Here is a 21569-nt window from a genome sequence, read left to right on the forward strand (position 1 = left end):
GGTGCTGAAGGCCCCCTACGGCTTTACTGCTTACCGCACTGCGGGACCAGCTTCTTCTCTTCCTCCGAGAGGCTGGGGCCGGGAGTGGGAGTCGCGGTCGTCTTGGTCCCCTTGGCGGAGGATGTGGCGGAAGTCCTGGCGGCGGGGGCACCGGCGGTGCCGCCTGCCTCGCCCTGGCCGGTGGCGGCATTGCTGTCCGCCTCGGCTGCGCGGCGTTGAGCGTCCTTCTTGCAGGCGGAGGCCTGCGCTTCGAGTTCACTGACCTTCTTGCGGGCATCGGCGAGGTTGCCCTCGGCAATGGTCGCCTCGACCTGCTTGCGCTGGTAGGGCGGGAGGTACTTCAGTTCGATCTTGGTGCTCTCCTCGACCTTCGAGAGCGAGACCCAGGCGAGGTCCTGGCTGATGCCGCGGAACAGTGCGACGTTCTCGTCCTTGGCGCCCACGTAGAACTGGGTCTGGGTCCACCGGTAACCGCCGTACACGCCGCCGCCGATGACGGCCAGCGCGAGGACGATGTAGAAGGACCGCTTCAGCCACTTGCGGCCGCTGCGGGGCTTGACGAAGTCGTCGTCGCTGTACGGGTTGAAGGCGTCGTCCGGACCGGATCCGTAGCCCATGTCGTCACCGCTGCCGGGCGGGCCGAAGCCTCCGGAGGGCGGCGGGACGGGCCGGCCGAGACCGGCCGCGCGTCCTGCGGGCGTTTCCATGGCCCGGCTGTCGCCCTGCTGGGCGGCCTGGTTCTCGGCGACCGCGCCGACGATGACCGGGGTGTCGTTGAGCTGCCCGGCCAGGGTGTCGTTGCTGTCGACGTCCAGGACGTCGGCGACGATGCAGGTGATGTTGTCGGGGCCACCGCCGCGCAGGGCGAGCTGGATGAGCTCCTGAATGGTCTCCTGAGGGCCCTGGTAGCTGGCCAGGGTCTCTTCCATCGTCTGGTGGGAGACGACGCCGGAGAGCCCGTCCGAGCAGATCAGGTAGCGGTCACCGGCACGGACCTCACGGATGGAGAGGTCGGGCTCGACGTGGTCGCCGCTGCCCAGGGCCCGCATCAGCAAGGAGCGCTGCGGGTGGGTGGTGGCCTCTTCCTCGGTGATCCTGCCCTCGTCGACGAGACGCTGCACCCAGGTGTGGTCCTGGGTGATCTGCGTCAGGACACCGTCGCGCAGCAGGTAGGCGCGGGAGTCGCCGACGTGGACGAGACCCAGGCGCTGGCCCGTCCAGAGCAGGGCTGTGAGCGTCGTGCCCATGCCCTCCAGCTGGGGGTCCTCCTCGACCATGACACGCAGTTGGTCGTTGGCCCGCTGGACCGCCGTACCGAGCGAGGTGAGGATGTCGGAGCCCGGTACGTCGTCGTCGAGCTGGACGAGCGTGGAGATCACCTCTGAGCTGGCGACCTCACCGGCCGCCTGGCCGCCCATGCCGTCGGCGATGGCGAGAAGGCGGGGACCGGCGTAGCCGGAGTCCTCGTTCCCTTCCCGGATCATGCCCTTGTGCGATCCGGCGGCGAAGCGCAGCGACAAGCTCATGCGCACCTCGCCCGTCGGTTCGGGGTACAGCCGGTCTCGAGCCACACTGCCCACCCTCCGGTCGGGAGCCGGGCCGGGTCCGTTGTCAGGACCGCCGCGGCTCGCTCGCTCCGCTCGCTCATTGTCGTACTACTTCCGCAGCTCGATGACGGTCTTGCCGATGCGGATCGGCGCGCCCAGCGGAACAGGTGTCGGGGTGGTGAGCCGGGTCCGGTCGAGATAGGTGCCGTTGGTGGACCCTAGATCCTCGACGATCCACTGGCCGTCACGGTCCGGGTAGATCCTGGCATGCCTGCTGGACGCGTAGTCGTCGTCCAGCACGATCGTTGAGTCGTGCGCCCGGCCCAGGCTGATGGTCTGGCCCTGGAGCGCGACGGTGGTGCCGGTCAGCGTGCCTTCGGAGACGACCAGCTTGGTGGGTGCCCCGCGCCGCTGGCGACCGGGCTGCTGGCGCTGCTGAGGCGGCGCTGCCTGCTGTTGGCGAGCCTGCTGCGGGCGCGCGTCGGCTGCAGTGCGGCGTGAGCCGCGCTGCGTGACGCGCGTTCCGAACAGGTCGCTGCGAATGACCTGGACGGCCACGATTACGAATAGCCACAGAACAGCTAGGAAACCTAGCCGCATGACCGTCAGGGTCAGCTCTGACATTGCCCCCGCTTCACCCTTCGGCTTGCCGGTAAACGATGGTGGTGCTGCCCACGACGATCCGCGAGCCGTCGCGGAGCGTAGCGCGGGTGGTGTGCTGCCCGTCTACCACGATGCCGTTGGTAGACCCGAGATCCTGGATCGTCGAGGGCGTTCCGGTCCGGATCTCACAGTGCCGGCGCGATACGCCGGGGTCGTCGATCCGCACGTCGGCGTCGGTGCTTCGTCCCATCACCAACGTCGGGCGGGAGATCTGATGGCGGTTGCCGTTGATCTCGATCCAGCGCCGCACCTGCGCGTCGGGCGCGGGCCCGGACGCGGTCGGCGGGCGCCAGTCGCTGGAAGGGCCTCCCTGGCGCCCGGAGCCCGGCGGCGGAGCCGCGGGCATGGGCGGTGGGGAGGTCGGGGGGTAGCCGTAGCCGCCCGGCGCCTGGGGAGCCGCGGGACGGTTCGGCTGGGCGTGGGGTGCGGGCCCGCCCTGCTGGCCCTGCTGTGACGAACTCGACGCCAGGGTCCGGCTGCGTACCCGGTAGAGCCCCGTGTCGAGGTCGTCCGCCTTCTCCAGATGGACCTTGATGGGTCCCATGAAGGTGTATCGCTGCTGCTTGGCGTAGTCCCTGACCAGGCCGGACAGCTCGTCGCCGAGCTGACCCGAGTACGGGCTGAGCCGCTCGTAGTCGGGGGTGCTGAGCTCGACGATGAAGTCGTTGGGCACGACCGTCCGCTCGCGGTTCCAGATCTGTGCGTTGTTGTCGCACTCGCGCTGGAGGGCTCCCGCGATCTCGACCGGCTGCACCTCGGACTTGAAGACCTTGGCGAAGGTGCCATTGACCAGACCTTCGAGACGCTGCTCGAAACGCTTCATGACTCCCATGGGGCACCTCCTCCGGTGTCGTCGTCCCTGTACTGCTTACTGATCGTATCCACGCGTCGGGAAATCGGCTGGTTCCCCTTGTCTGCACAGTGGATGAGTGTCACCTCTCACACGGATCGTAGAGGTGGACTCCTGACAGTGTCCCGCACTCCGGGTGCACTCAGGAGGAGTGGGGGCGTCGGCCCCGCGTTCCCGGTTCCCTCCGTGCGTCCGATGAAACAACGGATGTGAATCCACCCTGTCCAGCGTGCTAATCTTCCGGATGTCGCCAGGCGCTCGCACCACTCGGTGGGAGAGTCTGAAAACACCACTCATGCGCGAGTGGCGGAACGGCAGACGCGCTGGCTTCAGGTGCCAGTGTCCTTAGGGACGTGGGGGTTCAAATCCCCCCTCGCGCACAACGGGCAGTTGCTTGCAGCTGCTGGGTTGGTTCGAACAGAACCCCCGCTCAGGAGAAATCCGGAGCGGGGGTTCTTCGTTGTCCGGGGCCACTGGCGTGTTCGGAGCCCTTGTGCGGTGCGGCTCCCCGGCCCGGCTGCCGATCCACCGGCCGGTTCCAATTCCCTCCGCACGGCTAGCGTGGTCCGCGTGAAATCCACCCTCGTCGGCTCGGTCCTGCTGTGGGCGGCACTCAACGTTCCGGTCGTCGCACTGGTCCCCGGATCGGGACTCGACGGGAGCCGGCGGTGGGAGACCCTCCTCGGTGCCGTCGCCGTCGGTATCGCTGTCGCGGTGCGGCGTACGCGGCCGCTGGTGTCCCTGGCCCTGTGCGTGGGGCTGTGGTGGACTCTCGCGCTCCTGCTCGACGATGTCGACTCCGTTGCCGTCATGACCCGCCTTCCGGCCGTGTGTGTCATGAGTTACGCCGTGGGACGACAGCAGGTTGACCGGCGGGCGGCGCTGCGGGTGCTGGGGCCGGTGGGTGTCGCGGCTTTGGCCGGCGGTGTCCGGTCGGGGCTGACGGTGCCCATGTGGGCGGTGACGGCGTCGGGGCTGATCTTCGCCGGACTGCTCCCCTGGCTGCTGGGCCGGTAAGCACGCCAGAGACACGAGCTTCAGGTGGCCGGCTGGGAACATGCCAGGCAGCTGGAGCTCCAGCAGCGCGCAAGGGTCGAGCAGGCACGGCTGCGGGAGCGGGCCCGTATCGCGGAGGACATGCACGATTCCCTGGGGCATGAGCTGAATCTGATCGCTCTGCGGGCCGGGGCTCTGCAGATCGCTCGGGACCTGGGGGACCACCATCGGGAGACGGCGGCAGGCCTCCGCGCGGGTGCGGCCGAGGCGATGGAGCGGTTGCGGGACATCATCGGAGTCCTGCGCGAGGAGGGGGCGCCGGCGCCGTTGGAGCCTTCGCCTTCCGGTGTGGGGGTGCTGGTGGACCGGGCACGTGCCTCCGGCGCGGGTGTGGAGCTCCGGTGCACAGGAGAAGCCGGCGAACTGCCAGGCATGACGGACAAGGCTGTGTACCGGGTGGTGCAGGAGTCGTTGACCAATGTGATGAAGCACGCTCCCGGGGCGGCGGTGACCGTGAGGCTGGATCACACCCCGCTCGACGTCACCGTGGCCGTACGCAACGGCCCGCCGGTCCGGGACCCGCTGGAGAACCGCGCGCGGGGTGGTCGCGGGCTGATAGGGCTGCAGGAGCGGACCCGGCTGGCGGGCGGTGAATTCTGGGCGGGTGCGCTGCCTGACGGTGGGTTCGAGGTGACTGCGCGGCTCCCGCGCGTGCCGGGCCGGGCCGGCGCCAGGGCGGCGGGCAGTGTCCCGGAGGCAATTCCTGCGGGGGTGCTGCCCGCTGGAGGAGAGCCCGCTGGGCGCATCGCCGGTCGGTTCGGGTCAGGGAGCGGCTTTGGGCGGCCTCATGCCTGCCACCGTGGGGCTGCGGCGGCGTTTCGTCGTTGCGGTCGGCCTTCCGCTCGGTCTGTTCGCCTGCCTTGCCGTCGCGATGCTGGGCTATTACGCGTACGGGGCGGCTTCGTCGGTGCTTCCGCCGTCCGCGTACGCGCACTTGGAGACCGGTGCACCTGCGGATGCGGTCAGTCGGTTGCTTCCGGCCAGGGAAATGAGCGACGCCCCTTCCGAGCACCGGCCCGAGCCGTCGGGAGCCACCTGCAGTTACTACAGGGCCAGTGCCGATCTGTTCGTCACCGTCGACGTGTACCGACTGTGCTTCGCCCACGACCGGCTGGTCGACAAGACCGAATTGACGGCCGCATCGCGCCTCCAGGCGGATCGCGACTGACGTCCGAGGGGATGCCGAAGGTCGTTCTACGGCATGACGAAAGTGGGGGTGACTGCTTATGTCCGCGGGATGTGGCCGTACCCGGCCGGAACCTACGTTCCAGATGACATGGAGACGCGGGAATCGGCGTACGGGGAGCGGCACCGAGTATGTACGACAACGTGGTTCAGCCGGAAAGTATGGTCCGCTCGGCGAAGGCGGGTCCGGAGTACGGGGTCGGCGTGTACCGCGACATCACGGAATGGGCCGCCGACACGCCTGGGTGGGCGCAGGGGCTGGGTGAATTGGTCACCGAGGGCGGAATTCTCGTGTTCGTCGTTCTCTTCGTGATCCATTGGTGGAGGGCCCGCACGCGCGACAACAGAGCAATGGCTCACGCTCTGCTCGCCCCGCTCGTTGTCGCCGTGGTCTACATCGTCAGCGAGATCGTCAAAGTCCGGCTTCATGAGGAGCGTCCCTGCCGGGACATCCCCGGCGTCGGACCGATCGTCTCGTGCCCGGAGCCGGGCGACTGGTCCTTTCCCAGCAACCACGCGGTCATCGCTGCGGCGTCGGCCATGACTCTGCTGCTCACCTGGCGCCTGGTCGGTCTGCTGGTCCTGCCCCTGGCGGTGCTGATCGCGCTGTCCCGCGTCTACGTGGGCGTCCACTATCTGCACGATGTGGCGGCGGGTCTGCTGCTCGGAGCGCTGGTTGCCCCGCTGCTGCTGGGGATTCTGGCGGTGCCCGGCAGCTGGGCAGTGGGCCGTCTCCGGGGGCAGAGAGGGCTGGTGCCCGTCCTCGGGTGCTGAACGGTCTTCTGCCGGCGTTGGGGCGGCTGCCCCGATTCAGGCGCCGCCGCCGATCAGCCCAACCTCGTAGGCGACGATCGCGGCGTGGACGCGGTTGCGTACGCCCAGCGTGGAGAAGACCGATCCCACGTAGCTCTTGACCGTGCCCTCCACGACGTGGAGCCGCTGCCCTATCTCCGCATTGGACAGCCCGCTGCCGAGCAGGACGAGCACCTGCCGTTCCCGTTCGGTCAGCGCGTCCACCCTCGCGCGCAGCGCGGTGCTGCGCTCGTCGGCCTGTGTGCCGGCGCCTCGGTTCAATTCGGCGATGAGGTGCTGTGCGACCTTCACAGAGAGATGGGAGGCGCCGGCTGCGGCAGTGTGCACGCCCGCGAGCAACTCGCGTGGGTCCCCCGACTTGAGCATGAAGCCGCTGGCCCCACCGCTGAGCGCCCTGCTGACGTATGCGTCTTCGGAGAATGTCGTCAGGACGAGGACGGAAATTCCGGTGGAGGCGCGCCTGATTTCCTCCGTTGCCGCGAGTCCGTCCATGACCGGCATGCGGATGTCCATGAGGACGACATCGGGGCGGTGTTCAAGGGCAAGCGCCACAGCTTCACGGCCGTCGGAGGCTTCGGCCACGACTTCGATCTCGGGGTCCCCGGAGAGGATGGCGCGGATTCCGGCGCGGATCATCGCCTCGTCGTCGGCCAGAACGATTCGGATGGTGGGGAGGCTGTCTCCGCTTCCCGCTCTGTGATGAATAAGGGCCAGCGGCTGACCGTAACGGGGATGGCGGCTGGATGCGGCCGTTGTTTCACGTGAAACGTCGGATCCGCACTGCGCGGGAGTCGTACAGAAGTGGTGTGGGCGTCCCTCCAGGAGCTGTGAGAAGGCGAAAACAGGGCCACGGAGCGTTGGTCTGCTCCGTGGCTTCGGTCGTGCTACCCGGTTGCTCCGGATGTTTCCGAACGCTCAAGCGGCGAGACGTGCCGCTAGGGCCTTGGCCTTCTCTGTGGCGTCGTTGAATGCCTGGGTGCGGGAGGCCTCGGCGAGCGGAATGAGTTCGGCCATCTCGGGATTCGAGTGTGCCAGCGTCAACTCCGGCACGATGAAGTCGACTTCGACGCCGAACATGCCGGTCAGTACCTTCTCCAGGTAATTCTGGACGAACTCGAAGCCCTCGCGAGGAGTGCCGGGTGCGTATGAACCGCCGCGACTGGCGACGACGGTGACAGGGGCGCCGGTGACCGGGCTGTCGGCGCCGATGTTGTGTCCGACGATGATCACCTGATCCAGCCACGCCTTCAAGGTCGACGGGATCGAGAAGTTGTACATCGGAGCGCCGATCAGCACGGCGTCCGCGCCGGCCAGCTCAGCGGCCAGCTTGCTGCGCAGCGCGTCGTCGGCGCCGGCGGAAACGGCCGTGGCATCCAGGTGGGGCAGGGGGTCGGCGGCGAGATCGCGGTACACGACCTGGCCGTCGGGGTGCTGCTCGCGCCAGGCCTCGACGAATGCGGCGGTGATCGCGCGAGACGCGGAGTCCTGGGGGAAGACAGCGGAGTCGAGGTGCAGAAGCGTGGCCATGGGGATCTCCACAGGGAGTCGGGTGGGCGGGGAACGGTTCCGGGTCACGGGCGCGCCGTGGGAGGCGCCGAATCGCATCGGTATTTTCGTACGTACCTATTGATAACATAGTCGCTTACTTTTCATAAGTCCCTCACGGTGGCGCAGTACTCTGGAGCCATGGCAGATCACGACGCACAGGCCTGTCGGCGGGTGGATGTGGGCATCAGCCGCGTCTTCGAGCTGTTCGGCAAGCGATGGACGGGCCCGATCGTCTCGGTGCTGATGCAGCAGCCGGTGCACTTCGCGGATCTGCGACGGGCGATCCCGGGCATCAGCGAGCGCATGCTCTCGGACCGGCTCTCCGAGCTGGGGGCTGCGGGTCTCGTTGTGCGCGAGGTCGACGAAGGGCCCCCGCTCCGCGTCTCCTACCGCTTGACGGAGGCCGGTGCCGCGATGGGGCCGGCGCTCAAGGAGCTGGGGCGGTGGGCCGATACGTATCTGATCGATTCGGGCGGCTGCTGACCTGCCGCCGAGTGGGCCGGCGGTGCACGTGGCCACCTGACGAGTGGACCGGCGGGTGTGCCTGATCGCTTACGGGCGAGCCCGGCGGTGCGGGCGGACGTCTACCGGGTGGTGTCGTCGTCGCCGGACGTGTTGTAGCGCAGCAGGTACTCCGCGAATCGGGCCAGATCGTCCGCAGTCCACTCGGAAAGGCGCTCCCGGTAGGCCGCGCGGCGGCTGGCCTGGGTGGAGGCGAGCGCCTGCGTGCCTGTCGCGGTGGGGTGCAGTACCTGGATGCGGTGATCGTCCGGATCCGGATGGCGCTCGACCAGGCCGAGCTTCTCCAGGGTGGCGACCTGTCTGCTGACCGTGGACTTGTCCAGCATGTAGTGCGCCGCCAGGTCGGTGGCACGGCAGCCGTGCCGGTGGTCGATGTGGGCGAGCAGCGTGTACGAGACGAGGGGCAGCTCCGGGTGGAGGCGTGCGGCGGCTGCGCGTGCACGGCGTGCGAAGGCCGTCAGTTCGCGCTGGATGACATCCAGCGACTCTTCGCGTTTCCGGGGGGCGCCTGCCACGGGGTCACCTTTCTCGAAATCTAATTGTATGCTACAACGAATTAGAGGTTGTAAAAGCCAACGATTGGAGACTGCTCGAATGTCCGCGGGTCCGAGTGCGCCGTCCGGCTCCACTGCCGGAGCGCTGCGTCATGTGCTCAGTCATCTCGTTACGCCGCTGCTGATGTGCGTCGGCATGGGGCTCGCTTACCTGGGTGCCTTTCACGCTCCGGAACCGCACGACCTGAGGGTGGACGTCGTCGGCTCGGGAACGAGTGCCCACGTGCTGGCGCAGACCTTGCAGGACAGGGGTGACGGTGCGTTGAGTGTGCGTACGGTAGCCGACCGCGACACAGCGGTGAACCACCTGCGGACACAGCAGAGCTACGGTGCCTTCCTGCCGGGGAGCAGCCCCGAACTGATTGTGGCCACCGCCTCGTCGGAAACCAGCGCGACGGTGGTGCAGAAGGTCTTCACCGGCGTCGCCGCCGAACAGGGGGCGCCCCTCAAGGTGACGAACGTCGAGCCGACCGCGGACGGCGATCCGACCGGCCAGGGGATCTTCTTCCTTCTGGTGGCCGTCAGTATCGGGTCGTACGCGTCGGTCGCGGTGATCGGCGGCGCGGGCGCGGTGCTGGCTCTGCGGATCAGGGCCGCGCTCGCCGTCGGCGCCTCGCTCGTTGTGAGCGCGATCGGTGCGGTGTTCGCAGGGCCGCTGTTCGGCCTCGTGGACCATGGGCTCGGCGGGCTCTGGGCCATGGCGTGGCTCTATTCGGCGGGGATACTGCTGATCGGCGTCGGGCTGCACACCTTCCTCAAGCGGTGGACCACGCTCGGCGTGATGGTGCTCTTCGTCATGCTCAACTTCACCAGTTCGGGCGGCATCTTCCGGCCGGAGCTCCAGCCGGGATTCTTCGGCTCGCTCCATGCCTTCTGGAACGGTGCGGGCTTCGTCGAAGGTGTGCGCAGCCACGTGTACTTCGGCGGCCACGCGCTGGGCGGCCACGTACTGGTGCTCGCGGTGTGGTTCGTGGCGGGACTGGCCGCCATGGGTGTGGCCGGTAGGGCCGAGTCGAAGGGGCGTCGCGCGGCTGCCGAGCGGTCCCCCGCCGAAGCGCTTGCCGCGCCGGGGGCGGGGGCCGAGGAGGAGATGGAAGAGGCGGTCACGGTCTGATCCGTTCGCGGCGCCCTGGAGTTGTCCACAGGCCGGTTCCCGGAGTTGTCCACAGGGGCAGACGGCCGTCGCGGGACAGCGGTACCGTCGTCCGCAGTTGATGTTGGACGAAACGGGTCGACGAGGCGGGGGAGGCGGCGCTCCATGAGTGAAGTCGATGCGACGGTGCCGGTACAGCGGGCGGCAGCGGTAGATGCGCGCATTCCGGTCGTGCCCGGGTTTGCGCAGCGCGTGGTCGCAGGTGCGTCGGACGGGGGATCTCCGAAGGCGGCGGGCAAGGCGCTGCGGGCCACGGTTCCGCGGGCCTCGCACAGCTCCCTGGTCCTTCCTGCCGGCCGGCCCGACGCGGTGCAGGCGGTCGAGGAGTCGAACCGCGGCAGGGTGCCCGGACTCACGCCGATCCGAGTGGGGCGAATGGCTGCTACGCCATTCGCTTTCATGCGCGGCTCGGCCGGGCTGATGGCCCACGACCTCATGGGTACGCCGGTCACCGGTGTGGGCGCACAGCTCTGCGGCGACGCGCATGCGGCCAACTTCGGTCTGTACGGCGATGCCCGCGGCAGCCTCGTCATCGATCTGAACGACTTCGACGAGACCGTCTTCGGTCCGTGGGAGTGGGACCTCAAGCGGCTCGCCACCTCGCTGGTGCTCGCGGGCCGCGAAGCCGGAGCGGACGAGGACACCTGCCGTCAGGGTGCGTACGACACGGTGGGTGCCTACCGTCGCACGATGCGCCTGCTTGCCGCGCTGCCCGCACTCGACGCCTGGAACGCCATCGCGGACGAGGAGCTCGTCTCCCACACCGATGCACGGGACCTGCTCGGGACACTGGAGCGGGTCTCGGCGAAGGCCCGGAACAACACGAGTGCCCGCTTCGCCGCCAGGTCCACGGAGGACTCCGAGGACGGCGGACGGCGCTTCGTCGACGCACTACCTGTGCTGCGCCGGGTGCCGGACGCGGAGGCCGCGGCGGTCGCGGCGGGTCTGCGCGGTTACCTCGGCACGATTTCGGAGGACCGTGTTCCGCTGCTTGCCCGGTACGCGATCCACGATGTGGCGTTCCGAGTGGTGGGTACGGGAAGCGTGGGCACCCGGTCGTACGTGGTGCTGCTGCTCGATCACCGGGGCGAGCCGCTGGTCCTGCAGGTGAAGGAGGCCCGCCCCTCCGCCTTGGCGCCTTATCTCCCGCAGGCCGGCTTCGATGTGCCGGACGTGGTGCACGAGGGGCACCGGGTGGTGCTCGGGCAGAAGCGGATGCAGGTCGTCAGCGACATACTGCTCGGCTGGGCAGAGGTCGACGGCAGGCCCTTCCAGGTACGGCAGTTCAGGAACCGCAAGGGGAGCGTGGACCCGGCCGCCCTCGCCGCGGACCAGGTCGACGACTACGGACGGATGACGGGCGCGCTGTTGGCCAGGGCCCACGCGCACAGTGCCGATCCCCGTCTGCTTGCGGGCTACTGCGGGAAGAATGCCGAGCTGGACGAGGCGGTAGCCGATTTCGCTGTGACGTATGCGGACAGGACCGAGGCGGACCACGCCGAGCTCGTACGGGCCGTCGGAGCCGGGCGGATAGCCGCCGAGCTCGGCGTATGAGGGGCTTGCGGGCGACCGCGGGTCCTCGGTGTGCGGGCCGTGGCCATACGCTGGACGGGTGACCGACGAAGCCGCCGGGGTGCCGACCACCCGGAACGACGAAGACCGGCAGAACCACGACCGGCAGGACGAGCCGAATGCCGCTCCCGACACGTCGCAGGGTGGCCTGCAGGGTGATGCGTACGACGCACCGCAGGCCGATCTGCACGGTGCAGGTGCGGCCGACTCCGGTGCGGCCGGGTTCGGCGCTGCTGACTCCGGCGCTGCTGACTCCGGTACGGCCGGTGACGCGACCAGTGGCGGTGCGGCAGGTTCCGCGGCGGATGCAGCCGGTGCGCCCCGGCCCGAGGAGCGGCTTGCGAAAGCCGTCCGGGTGGCCGAGCAGGCGTTGATCGAATTCGAGATCGCGGTGGAGACCTTCCGGGTGGAGGTAGAGAACTTCTCCCGGCTGCATCACCAGAAGCTCGGCCCGATGTACGCGCGACTGGACGAGCTCGACGCGCAGATCGCGGAGGCGCGGGCCGCGAAGTCCGGTGATCCTGAGGATCTGCGCAAGGCACAGGAGGCCCGGGCGATCGTCATGCCGATGCCTGGGGTCGACGAGCTGTTCCACGACTGGATGGACTCCGACGGTCTTTCACCCGAGGCCGCGGCCATGCTCACGGAGCAGCCCGTTCGGCCTCCGAAGCGGGTCAGGCCCAGCGAGGAGGCGCGCAGGCTCTATCGCGAGCTGGCCCGCAAGGCGCACCCGGACCTGGCACCGGACGAGACGGAGCGGGAACGCCGCGATGAGTTCATCGCCCGCGTCAACGCTGCCTACGGCCGTGGAGACGTGGACCTGCTGAAGGAGCTGGCCAGGGAATGGACGGCGGGCCCGGTGGCACCGGAGCTCCGGCTCAGCGAGAGCGAGGAGCTCTACGCCCGGCTGGATTGGCTCAGCAGGCGCAAGGAGCTGCTCACGGTTCTTGCCAGAGAGCTGGAGGACAGCGCGATCGGTTCGATGCTGCGGATGGCTCCGGAGGACCCCGACCGGCTTCTCGACGACATCGGCGAGAAGCTGCTGGGCGAGGTGTCCCAGCGTGAGGCCGAGCTGGCGGGCCTGGTGGAGTAGCGTTTCCGGTGACTCAGCCGCGTACGTACGAGAGAAGGCATGACCCATGAATTTCGCCCAACTGCCCTCTGTGGACGTCGCGGCAGTGCCGTCGGACGGCTTCGTGCTGGACGTCCGGGAGAACGACGAATGGTCGGCCGGGCATGTCGAGGGTGCGCTGCACATTCCCATGAGTGACTTCGTCGGCCGGTTCGGTGAGCTGACCGCGGCGGCCGAGGACGGGCGGCGCGTGCATGTGATGTGCCGGGTGGGCGGCCGGTCCGCACAGGTCACCCAGTACTTGGTGCAGCAGGGGATCGACGCGGTGAACATCGACGGCGGAATGCTCGCCTGGGACGGCGCGGGGCGCCCGATGGTCACCGACAACGGCAGTGCGGCCTTCGTTCTCTGAGGCTCCCTTCTCCGACGTTCCTGAACGTCCTCCAGTTGATTGTGAACGAGGACCGAGCAGCCGGTGGGCTGCTCGGTCCTCGTCCACGTTCTGGCTGTGACGGCTCTGGAACGCGGTGGTTCGGGCTGCTGCGGTTCAGCGGGCAGATGGTTCAGTGGGGCATACGGGTCGGTGGGGCAGAGCCTCAGCGGTCGAAGTCGAGCTCGACCTCCGGGGTGAGCGGGTGCGACTGGCAGGCCAGCACGAACCCCGCCCCGGTCTCCTCCGGCTCCAGCGCGAAATTGCGGTCCATCCGCACTTCGCCCGAGACCAGGAAGGCCCGGCACGTTCCGCAGACTCCGCCCTTGCAGGCATAGGGGGCGTCCGAGCGGCTCCGCAGGACCGTCTCCAGCAGGGATTCGCCGTCCTGCACGGGCCAGCTGCCCGAGCGGCCGTCGAGGGTCGCTGTGAGCGTGCTGTCCGCCGGTACGGCGGCCCGGGCAACGGACGGTGATGTTGTTCCCTCGTCGGCGACGTGGAAGATCTCCTGGTGGATACGGGCCCGATCGACGCCGAGCTCTCGCAGCGCACCTTCCGCTCCACGGACCAGGCCGAACGGCCCGCACAGGAACCAGCCGTCCACGTCGGGCACCGACAGGATCGCGGGCAGCAGCCCGATGAGCCGCTCGCGGTCCAGTCGGCCGGAGGGGAGCCCGGCCGCCTGCTCCTCCCGGGACAGCGCCGTCACCAGGTGGAACCTGTCCGGATAGCGGTCCTTGAGCTCGGCCACCTCGTCCAGGAACATCGTGGAGGCAGCCGTACGGTCACTGCGGATCAGGCAGAAGCGGGCCGCGGGTTCCCTCGCCAGCAGCGTCGCCGCGATCGACAGCACCGGTGTGATGCCGCTGCCGCCGACGATCGCCGCGAAGTGGCCGGGGCGCGGGTCGAGCACGAAGCGGCCCATCGGGGCCATCGCTTCCACCTGGTCCCCGACGGCCAGTTCCTTGAGCGCGTACGTGGAGAAGACACCGCCGTCGACCATGCGGATGCCCACCCGGAGCACCGGGTCGCCGGGCTCCTGGACGGCCGGTGCGCAGATCGAGTACGACCGGCGGATCTCCTCGCCGCCGGCGCTGTAGCGCACGTTGAGGTGCTGGCCGGGGCTGTGGCGGAAGGTCTCGCGCAGCTCGGGCGGCACGGCGAAGGTGACAGCCACCGCATCGTCCGTGATCCGTTCGATGGCGCTGACCCGGAGCGGATGGAACATCTACAACTCCTTGAAGTGGTCGAACGGTTCGCGGCAGTCGACGCAGCGGCGCAGTGCCTTGCACGCGGTGGAGGAGAAGCGGCTCAGCAACTCCGTGTCGGTGGAACCGCAGTGCGGGCAGCGCACCGCGAGGGTCAGCGGCACCGGTCCGCCCCGCACGCCTCCGGGACGGGGCGGCGCAATGCCGAACTCGGCGAGCTTGCGCCGGCCCTCGTCGCTGATGTCGTCCGTCGACCAGGCCGGAGCGAGGACGGTCACCACGGAGACGTCGGCCACGCCGTGATCGTGAAGCACCCGCTGGATGTCGGCGGACATGGCTTCGATCGCCGGGCAGCCGGTATACGTCGGAGTGAGACGCACGGTGACGCTGTCGGGGCCGTGCACCTGCACACCGCGGAGCACACCGAGCTCGTCCAGGGTGATGACCGGCAGCTCGGGGTCGGGCACGGAGCCCGCGAGCCGGTGGAGCTCCGCTTCCAGGAGGGTCTCGGTCACCATGACGCCCCCGGGTGGCTGCGGTGCAGGTGCTGCATTTCGGCGAGCATCCGCCCGAACGGCTCGGTGTGCAGACCTTGCCGGCCCGCCCCTGCCGTCCATGCTCCGGACCGCGGGCCGGACGGGAGCGTCAGCGTGGCTCGCTCGACGACGGAGGTGACAGCAGTCAGCCAGCTGTTCTGCAACGCCTCCCAGTCGGCGTCGACCCCCTCGACGGGCTGGAACAGCTCGCCGGTGAACCGCCACAGCGTGTCCAGGCCGCGCTGCATGCGCTCGTGGCTCTCCGCGGTGCCGTCGCCGAGCCGCAGGACCCACTGCTCCGCGTGGTCGCGGTGGTAGGCGACCTCCTTGACGGCCTTCGCCGCGAGGTCCGCGAACTCGCCCCCGCCCGCGGCCAGCTGCTCGTGGAGCAGGTGCTGGTAGACGGAGAAGTAGAGCTGGCGGGCGATGGTGTGGGCGAAGTCGCCGTTCGGCTGCTCGACCAGCTGGAGGTTGCGGAAGGAGCGCTCCTCGCGGAGAAAGGCCAGCTCGTCTTCGTCGCCGACGAACGAGAGCAGCAGTCTGGCCTGCCCCAGCAGGTCCAGGGCGATGTTGGCCAGGGCCACTTCCTCCTCCAGAACGGGGGCATGCCCCGCCCACTCCCCCAGCCGGTGCGAGAGCACCAGCGCGTCGTCGCCGAGTGCGAGGGCCGCGGTCACAGGTGCTTCACCCCTTCGGGGATCTCGTAGAACGTGGGGTGGCGGTAGGGCTTGTCCCCGGCGGGCTCGAAGAACGAGTCCTTCTCGTCCGGCGAGGAAGCGGTGATCTCGGTCGAGGGAACGACCCAGATGGAGACGCCTTCCGAGCGGCGTGTGTACAGATCGCGTGCGTTGCGCAGGGCCATCTCCGCGTCGGGCGCGTGCAGGCTGCCTGCGTGGGTGTGGGAGAGCCCGCGCCGTGAGCGCACGAACACCTCCCACAGCGGCCAGTCGGTCGAACTGCTCATGCTGTTGCCTCCCCGGGCTCTGCGCTTGCTCCGGATGCCCCGGGCTTTGCTGAGTGCTTGTCTGCGTATGCCGCTGCCGCGTCCCGGACCCAGGCGCCCTCTTCGTGGGCTGTGCGGCGCTGGGCGAGCCGTTCTTCGTTGCAGGGGCCGTTGCCCTTGAGGACCTCCTGGAACTCCGTCCAGTCGATCGCTCCGTAGTCGTGCTGGCCGAGCTCCTCGTTCCACCGGATGTCGGGGTCCGGGAGGGTGAGGCCCAGCGCTTGCGCCTGCGGGACGCAGATGTCGACGAAGCGCCGGCGCAGCTCGTCGTTGGAGTGCCGCTTGATCTTCCAGGCCATCGACTGTTCCGAGTGCGCCGATGCGTCATCGGGCGGGCCGAACATCATCAGCGACGGCCACCACCATCGGTTCACGGCGTCCTGAGCCATCTCGTGCTGGGCGGCGGTGCCTCGGCTGAGGGCGAGGAGGAGCTCGTAACCCTGGCGCTGGTGGAAGGACTCCTCCTTGCAGATCCGGACCATCGCCCGTGCATAGGGGCCGTAGGAGCAGCGGCACAGCGGCACCTGGTTGGTGATTGCGGCGCCGTCGACCAGCCAGCCGATCGCACCGACGTCCGCCCAGGTCAGCGTCGGGTAGTTGAAGATCGACGAATAGCGCTGGCGGCCCGCATGGAGCTTGTCGAGCAGCTCCTCGCGGCTGGTGCCGAGCGTCTCGGCGGCGCTGTACAGATACAGCCCGTGCCCCGCCTCGTCCTGCACCTTCGCCATCAGGATCGCCTTGCGGCGCAGCGAGGGCGCGCGGGTGATCCAGTTGGCCTCGGGCTGCATGCCGATGATTTCGGAGTGCGCGTGCTGGGCCATCTGGCGGACGAGTGAAGCCCTGTAGGCGTCCGGCATCCAGTCCCGCGGCTCGATCCGGTCGTCGGCTGCCACCGCGGCGTCGAATGCCGCGGTGCGCGCCGCGTCCGCCGTGCCTGCCGTCCCCTGCGTCGTCTGGTCCGCAGTCACTGCCGCCATCCCGCACTCCCTACCGACCGATCGTTCGGTTCATTGACTTCAATGGTGAGTCGGAGGCCCGTAGGGTGTCAACCCTGTGGATAACTGAGTGGTGATCGATGGTGATCGGGGCGGGATGGATTCGGACCACGGTGGGCACGCCGGAAGCGAGAAGAAGCTCGCCTGGCCGGAGGTGGTGAGTCATCGGGAAGCCGGTCCGGACGGGGAGCCGCACGCTGCAGCCCCGCACCCCGACAGCGAGGACGAAGACGCGGGTGCCGGGTCGGCGGAGATACCCGGCACCGGGGCAGGTCGTCGGCCGGACACGGCAATGGATGCCGCACCCGGTGCAGCTCCCGCACCCGGCACCGCGCCCGCCCTCGCACCCGGCGCGGATCCCGGCCCGGCACCCGGCACCGCCCCCGCAGTCGGTGCGGATCCCGGGCAGCCTCGCCGTCCGAGCGCCGGAATAGCCGCGCTCTCGCTTCCGTACCAGGTCACCGCAGCGCTGGCGCTGTCGGTCATCGGGCTGCTGGCCGTCGGACACCTGGCCATGGTGTTCCTGCACGTCGCACCGTCCAACACGCTGACGAAGCAGCACGGCGAATCGGTCGATGCCTGGGTCTACCCGGAGTTCGAGCAGAACTGGAAGCTGTTCGCCCCCAATCCGCTCCAGCAGAATGTCGCCGTGCAGGTACGGGCCGAGATCGCCGGCGATGACGGCCGACGCACCACGCGCTGGATGAGTCTCTCCGGCGAGGACGGCGAGGCGATACGCGGAAACCCCCTCCCCAGCCACGTCGACCAGAACGAGCTCCGCCGTGCCTGGGACTTCTACGTGGGCTCCCACGACAACGAGAACCGCCCCAACGGTCTGCGGGGCGAGCTCTCCGAGCGCTACATCCGCCGGATCGTGATGCTGCGTCTCATCGACCACAACTACGCGGGGACGGTCGAACGCATCCAGGTGCGATCCGCCGTGCGTTCTGTCGGGGTGCCGCCGTGGAGCGAAGAGAAGATCAACACCAAGCCGAACTACCGGGTGCTCCCATGGTGGACGGTCACCTCTGACGATCTCCCCGAGTCGGCCGCGGCCGCCCGGGCAGCACAGGCCGAGGAGGCGGAGAAGTGAGCGCACCCACCTCTCGGACCCGGAAGAACGTACGGAATTCCGACCGTCTCGCCCGTGGCATCCAGCGCGTCACCGCGTCGCCCGTCGGCGCGTACCAGAGCGCCGTCGTCCGGATCGGTGTCTCCGCCACATATCTGCTGTTCCTGCTGCGTGAACTGCCGCACCGCCATGAGCTGTACGGCCCCGACGGCCCCTGGCGCTGGGACATGGCGCGTCAGCTCATCCACAGCAACGAAGCCTTCACCGTCCTCATGTGGTCCGACAGCTCGCTCTGGTTCGAGATCGTGTACGCGCTCACGCTGCTGTCGGCCGCGCTCCTGATGATCGGGTGGCGCACCCGCGTCACGTCCGTCCTTTTCATGGTCGGGGTCCTCTCGCTGCAGAACCGCAGCATCTTCATGGGCGACGGCGGCGACAACGTCATCCACCTGTTGGCCGTCTACCTGGTGCTCACGCGCTGTGCGCGTGTCTGGTCGCTGGATGCGCGCCGGGCGGGACTGAACGCCGCCCGTTCCGCGGAGGGCCGCGCTCCGGTCCGGGACGTGGCGGGGCCGCTCCTCTGGGCAGCGGCCGGTCCCGTCCTGCTCGTGGCCACGCTGATGGGTGGACTCGGCGGCACGTGGTGGCTGAAGTCACTCCTGTGGGTGCTGTGGCTGGGGAACGCCGTCTGGTGGCTCGTGAACCGCAACGCACCTGACCGTGAGCTGCACACGCTGCTCGACGTCGTGGCCAACCTCGCCCACGGCGCCGCCCTCGTCGTGATCATGGCCGAGGTCTGCCTGATCTACGCGACCGCCGGCTGGTACAAGATCCAGGGATCGCGCTGGCAGGACGGCACCGCGCTCTACTACCCGCTCAAGCTCGACTACTTCACGCCGTGGCCGGGGCTGTCCGGTCTTCTCGCGTCCAGCGCCCTGGCCGTCATGGTGCTGACGTACGCCACGGTCATCGTGCAGGTCGCCTTCCCCTTCACGTTGTTCAACCGCCGGGTCAAGAACGTCCTGCTGGTCGTCATGATCGGTGAGCACGCCGGCATCGCCGTCCTGCTGGGCCTGCCGTTCTTCTCGATGGCGATGATCGCCGCGGACGCCGTCTTCCTGCCGACCGTCTTCCTGGTGTGGCTGGGAGCCAGGGTGACGCGCGGCCGGCAGCGGCTGTTCTCCCGCCCGGCGGGCACGCCCGTGCTGCCCGGGCAGCGGCAGCCGGGCGGTCAGGAGCAGGAGGCACCGCAGCACGGCGGTGGCGGTGGCCATACGCTCGTCGGGTGAGCAGCGAGACCGGTAGTACACAAGAGCCCCCGGCGACCACGGCGCCCGATCCGTCCGCCGAGCCGATCCAGTACGACGACGGCTACGGCACGGAGATCGGCGTCGGCCCCCATCCGCTGCCCTGGCCCGAGGGGGAGCGCTACGACCCCGAGCTGCTCGCCCACGGGGACAGGCGCAACGTGGGCGACTCCTACCGGTACTGGACGAGGGAGGCGATCGTCGCCGATCTCGATCTGCGACGGCACGACTTCCACGTCGCGGTGGAGAACTGGGGGCACGACTTCAACATCGGTTCTGTGGTGCGCACCGCCAACGCTTTCCTCGCCAAGGAGATCCACATCGTGGGCCGGCGGCGCTGGAACCGGCGGGGGGCGATGGTCACCGACCGCTACCAGCATGTGCGGCACCATCCCGACACCGCGGACCTGACCGCCTGGGCGTCGGCCGAGGGGCTGCCGATCATCGGGATCGACAATCTTCCCGGGGCCGTGCCTCTGGAGCGTACGGAGCTGCCGCGAAGGTGCGTGCTGTTGTTCGGGCAGGAAGGGCCCGGGCTGACGGAGGACGCGCGCAAGCACGCGTCGATGGTGTGCTCGATCGCGCAGTTCGGCTCGACACGGTCGATCAACGCCGGTGCGGCAGCGGCCATCGCGATGCACGCGTGGGTGCAGCGGTACGCGGACATCCCGGACCCGCGGGTCCAGTAGCCGGTGGAGCGGGGCGCACGCTGTGCTCGCCTCGCTCCACCGGACTCCGGGGGCGCCGGACAGCCGACACCGGCCGTCGGTGGATCCCTACGCCTGGCGGCGGACCTCCACCACCCGGAAACGGTTGGAGACGAAGGCTCCGTCGCACAGCGCCGCATTGGCTGCCGGGTTGCCGCCCGAACCGTGGAAGTCGGAGAACGCCGCGGTCTGGTTGACGTACACCCCGCCCGTCAGATTCAGCGAGAGCTGGGCGGATTCGTCGAGGCAGACGTCCTCCACCGCGCGCTCCACGTCCGGGGACGTGGTGTACGCGCCGACCGTCATCGCGCCCTTCTCCCGAATGGTGCGGCGCAGGAGCTCCAGAGCGCCGGTGGTCGAGTCGACCGCGACCGCGAAGGACACGGGGCCGAAGCACTCCGAGAGGTAGGCCGCCCCCTCGTCCGGCTTGGTCCCGTCGAGCTTGACGATGACCGGTGTCCGGACCACCGCGTCGGGGAAGTCGGGATTGGCCACGGTGCGCGAGGCGAGGGCGACGTCACCCAGTGACGCTGCCGCCTCCAGGCGGGCCTTGACGTCGGGATTCACCAGGGCGCCGAGCAGCCCGTTGGCCCGGGCGTCGTCACCGAGGAGCCCGTTGACGGCTTCCGCGATGTCCGCGACCACGTCCTCGTACGACTTGGCGCCCGCGTCGGTCGTGATGCCGTCCCGTGGGATGAGCAGGTTCTGCGGGGTGGTGCACATCTGGCCGCTGTAGAGCGAGAGCGAGAAGGCCAGGTTGGCGAGCATGCCCCGGTAGTTGTCGGTGGAGTCGACGACGATCGTGTTGACGCCGGCCTTCTCCGTGTAGACCTGGGCCTGCCTGGCGTTGGCCTCCAGCCAGTCGCCGAAGGCGGAGGAGCCCGTGTAGTCGATGATCTTGATCTCGGGGCGTAGCGCGAGGGCCTTGGCGATGCCCTCACCCTGCCGCTCGGCCGCCAGCGCGATCAAGTTCGGGTCGAAGCCTGCCTCGGACAGCACCTCGCGTGCCAGCTGGACGGTCAGCGCGAGCGGCAGGACCGCCCCGGGGTGCGGCTTGACCAGGACGGGGTTACCGGTCGCCAGCGAGGCGAACAGGCCCGGGTAGCCGTTCCACGTGGGGAACGTGTTGCAGCCGATCAGCAGCGAGATGCCGCGGCCGGCTGCCGTGTACGACTTGTGCAGCTGGAGCGGGTCACGCTTGCCCTGGGGCTTGGACCAGTCGGCGGTCAGGGGCGTGCGGATCTGCTCCGCGTACGCGTAGGCCACCGCTTCCAGGCCGCGGTCCTGGGCGTGCGGGCCGCCCGCCTGGAACGCCATCATGAAAGCCTGCCCGCTCGTGTGCATCACGGCGTGGGCGAGCTCGTGGGTGCGGGCGCTGATCCGGGCGAGGATCTCCAGGCAGACCAGGGCCCTGGTCTCCGGTCCGGCCGCCCGCCAGGCGCCTGACCCGGCGGTCATCGCCGGGAGCAGCACGTCCGGATCGGCGTGCGGATACTCGACGCCGAGCTCCGGCCCGTAGGGCGAGACCTCCCCGCCGGTCCAGCCGTCGGTCCCGGGCTGGCCGAGATCGAGTTTGGTGTTCAGCACCGCGTCGAACGCGGCCTTTCCCTCGGCCGCGCCCAGGCTGCCGGGGAGGCCGCCCTCGCCATAGGCCTTCGGGTGCTCGGGGTGCGGGGACCAGTAGGCGCGCGTACGGATCGCGTCGAGGGCCTGGTCGAGCGTAGGGCGGTGGGTCTCGGACAGCTTCTCGGTGGAAAGCTCGGCGGCCATGACGGA

At 69.2% G+C, this 21569-nt stretch carries 23 protein-coding genes, 1 tRNA gene and 1 pseudogene; 13 read left to right on the plus strand and 12 right to left on the minus strand.

Annotated elements, in window-relative coordinates; translation table 11 throughout:
- Positions 1-23: 23 nt before the first annotated feature.
- From OG844_RS27035 to OG844_RS27045, 3 genes are all read right to left on the minus strand, one after another.
- The gene (locus tag OG844_RS27035) at positions 24-1526 is read right to left on the minus strand and encodes a Stp1/IreP family PP2C-type Ser/Thr phosphatase (protein WP_406393733.1); all 1503 of its coding nucleotides are present in this window, start codon (positions 1524-1526) and stop codon (positions 24-26) included.
- A gap of 129 nt (positions 1527-1655) precedes the next feature.
- Entirely contained in the window at positions 1656-2171 is a 516-nt protein-coding gene (locus tag OG844_RS27040; protein WP_351166481.1) for an FHA domain-containing protein, read from the minus strand.
- Positions 2172-2181: 10 nt separating this feature from the next.
- A complete protein-coding gene (locus OG844_RS27045) occupies positions 2182-3042 on the minus strand; it encodes an FhaA domain-containing protein (RefSeq protein WP_406393734.1) in 861 nt (286 codons plus the stop codon).
- Positions 3043-3357: 315 nt separating this feature from the next.
- On the opposite strand from OG844_RS27045, the gene OG844_RS27050 reads away from it, so the two are divergent.
- The 5 genes and pseudogenes from OG844_RS27050 (at position 3358) to OG844_RS27070 (ending at position 6075) form a co-directional block, all read left to right on the plus strand.
- Positions 3358-3440: transfer RNA gene (locus OG844_RS27050), tRNA-Leu, on the plus strand.
- A gap of 190 nt (positions 3441-3630) precedes the next feature.
- Entirely contained in the window at positions 3631-4077 is a 447-nt protein-coding gene (locus OG844_RS27055; protein ID WP_406393736.1) for a hypothetical protein, read from the plus strand.
- Between the two features lie 24 nt (positions 4078-4101).
- Positions 4102-4755: pseudogene (locus OG844_RS27060) on the plus strand (sensor histidine kinase); the annotation flags it as partial.
- Between the two features lie 148 nt (positions 4756-4903).
- Positions 4904-5284, plus strand: a complete 381-nt coding sequence (locus OG844_RS27065) for a hypothetical protein (protein WP_406396409.1) — start codon at positions 4904-4906, stop codon at positions 5282-5284.
- A gap of 149 nt (positions 5285-5433) precedes the next feature.
- The gene (locus tag OG844_RS27070) at positions 5434-6075 is read left to right on the plus strand and encodes a phosphatase PAP2 family protein (RefSeq protein ID WP_406393737.1); all 642 of its coding nucleotides are present in this window, start codon (positions 5434-5436) and stop codon (positions 6073-6075) included.
- Positions 6076-6111: 36 nt separating this feature from the next.
- Here OG844_RS27070 and OG844_RS27075 read toward each other — a convergent pair whose 3' ends face one another.
- Positions 6112-6750: a response regulator gene (locus OG844_RS27075; RefSeq protein WP_406393739.1), complete on the minus strand. Its 639-nt coding sequence runs from the start codon at positions 6748-6750 to the stop codon at positions 6112-6114.
- A 279-nt stretch (positions 6751-7029) separates the two neighbouring features.
- On the minus strand, positions 7030-7641 hold the full coding sequence (locus OG844_RS27080; RefSeq protein WP_406393741.1) for an FMN-dependent NADH-azoreductase: 612 nt from the start codon (positions 7639-7641) through the stop codon (positions 7030-7032).
- Between the two features lie 159 nt (positions 7642-7800).
- Here OG844_RS27080 and OG844_RS27085 point away from each other — a divergent pair, with 159 nt between their 5' ends.
- A complete protein-coding gene (locus tag OG844_RS27085; RefSeq protein WP_406393742.1) occupies positions 7801-8145 on the plus strand; it encodes a winged helix-turn-helix transcriptional regulator in 345 nt (114 codons plus the stop codon).
- A 101-nt stretch (positions 8146-8246) separates the two neighbouring features.
- On the opposite strand, the gene OG844_RS27090 is transcribed toward OG844_RS27085, so the two are convergent.
- Positions 8247-8699, minus strand: a complete 453-nt coding sequence (locus tag OG844_RS27090) for a MarR family winged helix-turn-helix transcriptional regulator (protein WP_406393743.1) — start codon at positions 8697-8699, stop codon at positions 8247-8249.
- A gap of 79 nt (positions 8700-8778) precedes the next feature.
- Here OG844_RS27090 and OG844_RS27095 point away from each other — a divergent pair, with 79 nt between their 5' ends.
- From OG844_RS27095 to OG844_RS27110, 4 genes are all read left to right on the plus strand, one after another.
- Positions 8779-9852 carry a hypothetical protein gene (locus tag OG844_RS27095; RefSeq protein WP_406393745.1) on the plus strand — a complete coding sequence of 358 codons (1074 nt, stop codon included), beginning with the start codon at positions 8779-8781 and terminating at the stop codon, positions 9850-9852.
- A 144-nt stretch (positions 9853-9996) separates the two neighbouring features.
- On the plus strand, positions 9997-11445 hold the full coding sequence (locus OG844_RS27100; protein ID WP_406393747.1) for a DUF2252 domain-containing protein: 1449 nt from the start codon (positions 9997-9999) through the stop codon (positions 11443-11445).
- A 58-nt stretch (positions 11446-11503) separates the two neighbouring features.
- On the plus strand, positions 11504-12556 hold the full coding sequence (locus OG844_RS27105) for a hypothetical protein (protein WP_406393749.1): 1053 nt from the start codon (positions 11504-11506) through the stop codon (positions 12554-12556).
- 46 nt (positions 12557-12602) lie between these two features.
- Positions 12603-12947: a rhodanese-like domain-containing protein gene (locus OG844_RS27110; protein ID WP_406393751.1), complete on the plus strand. Its 345-nt coding sequence runs from the start codon at positions 12603-12605 to the stop codon at positions 12945-12947.
- Between the two features lie 184 nt (positions 12948-13131).
- On the opposite strand, the gene OG844_RS27115 is transcribed toward OG844_RS27110, so the two are convergent.
- From OG844_RS27115 to paaA, 5 genes are read right to left on the minus strand one after another with little or no spacing between them, the layout of a single operon-like run.
- Positions 13132-14193 (minus strand): 2Fe-2S iron-sulfur cluster-binding protein, encoded by a 1062-nt coding sequence (locus OG844_RS27115; RefSeq protein ID WP_406393752.1) that lies wholly within the window; start codon positions 14191-14193, stop codon positions 13132-13134.
- Positions 14194-14691 (minus strand): 1,2-phenylacetyl-CoA epoxidase subunit PaaD, encoded by a 498-nt coding sequence (gene paaD, locus OG844_RS27120; protein WP_406393754.1) that lies wholly within the window; start codon positions 14689-14691, stop codon positions 14194-14196.
- Positions 14685-15386, minus strand: coding sequence for a 1,2-phenylacetyl-CoA epoxidase subunit PaaC (paaC, locus tag OG844_RS27125; protein ID WP_406393755.1), 702 nt, complete (start codon positions 15384-15386; stop codon positions 14685-14687). The genes paaD and paaC overlap by 7 nt, the downstream gene beginning before the upstream one ends.
- Positions 15383-15673 carry a 1,2-phenylacetyl-CoA epoxidase subunit PaaB gene (gene paaB / locus OG844_RS27130; RefSeq protein WP_030972485.1) on the minus strand — a complete coding sequence of 97 codons (291 nt, stop codon included), beginning with the start codon at positions 15671-15673 and terminating at the stop codon, positions 15383-15385. Before paaB ends, paaC begins: the two co-directional genes overlap by 4 nt.
- Complete coding sequence (paaA, locus tag OG844_RS27135; RefSeq protein WP_406393757.1) at positions 15670-16689, minus strand: 1,2-phenylacetyl-CoA epoxidase subunit PaaA; 1020 nt, start codon at positions 16687-16689, stop codon at positions 15670-15672. The genes paaB and paaA overlap by 4 nt, the downstream gene beginning before the upstream one ends.
- A 115-nt stretch (positions 16690-16804) precedes the next feature.
- Between paaA and OG844_RS27140 the strand changes: the two genes are divergently transcribed.
- From OG844_RS27140 to OG844_RS27150, 3 genes are read left to right on the plus strand one after another with little or no spacing between them, the layout of a single operon-like run.
- A complete protein-coding gene (locus OG844_RS27140; protein WP_406393759.1) occupies positions 16805-17800 on the plus strand; it encodes a DUF5819 family protein in 996 nt (331 codons plus the stop codon).
- Complete coding sequence (locus OG844_RS27145; protein ID WP_406393760.1) at positions 17797-19068, plus strand: HTTM domain-containing protein; 1272 nt, start codon at positions 17797-17799, stop codon at positions 19066-19068. Before OG844_RS27140 ends, OG844_RS27145 begins: the two co-directional genes overlap by 4 nt.
- Positions 19065-19775 (plus strand): TrmH family RNA methyltransferase, encoded by a 711-nt coding sequence (locus tag OG844_RS27150; RefSeq protein ID WP_406393762.1) that lies wholly within the window; start codon positions 19065-19067, stop codon positions 19773-19775. The genes OG844_RS27145 and OG844_RS27150 overlap by 4 nt, the downstream gene beginning before the upstream one ends.
- Positions 19776-19862: 87 nt before the next feature.
- Here the strand turns inward: OG844_RS27150 and paaN are convergent, their stop codons facing one another.
- A complete protein-coding gene (gene paaN, locus OG844_RS27155) occupies positions 19863-21563 on the minus strand; it encodes a phenylacetic acid degradation protein PaaN (RefSeq protein ID WP_406393764.1) in 1701 nt (566 codons plus the stop codon).
- Between the last annotated feature and the right edge of the window lie 6 nt (positions 21564-21569).

The sequence above is a fragment of the Streptomyces sp. NBC_00887 genome, assembly GCF_045207585.1.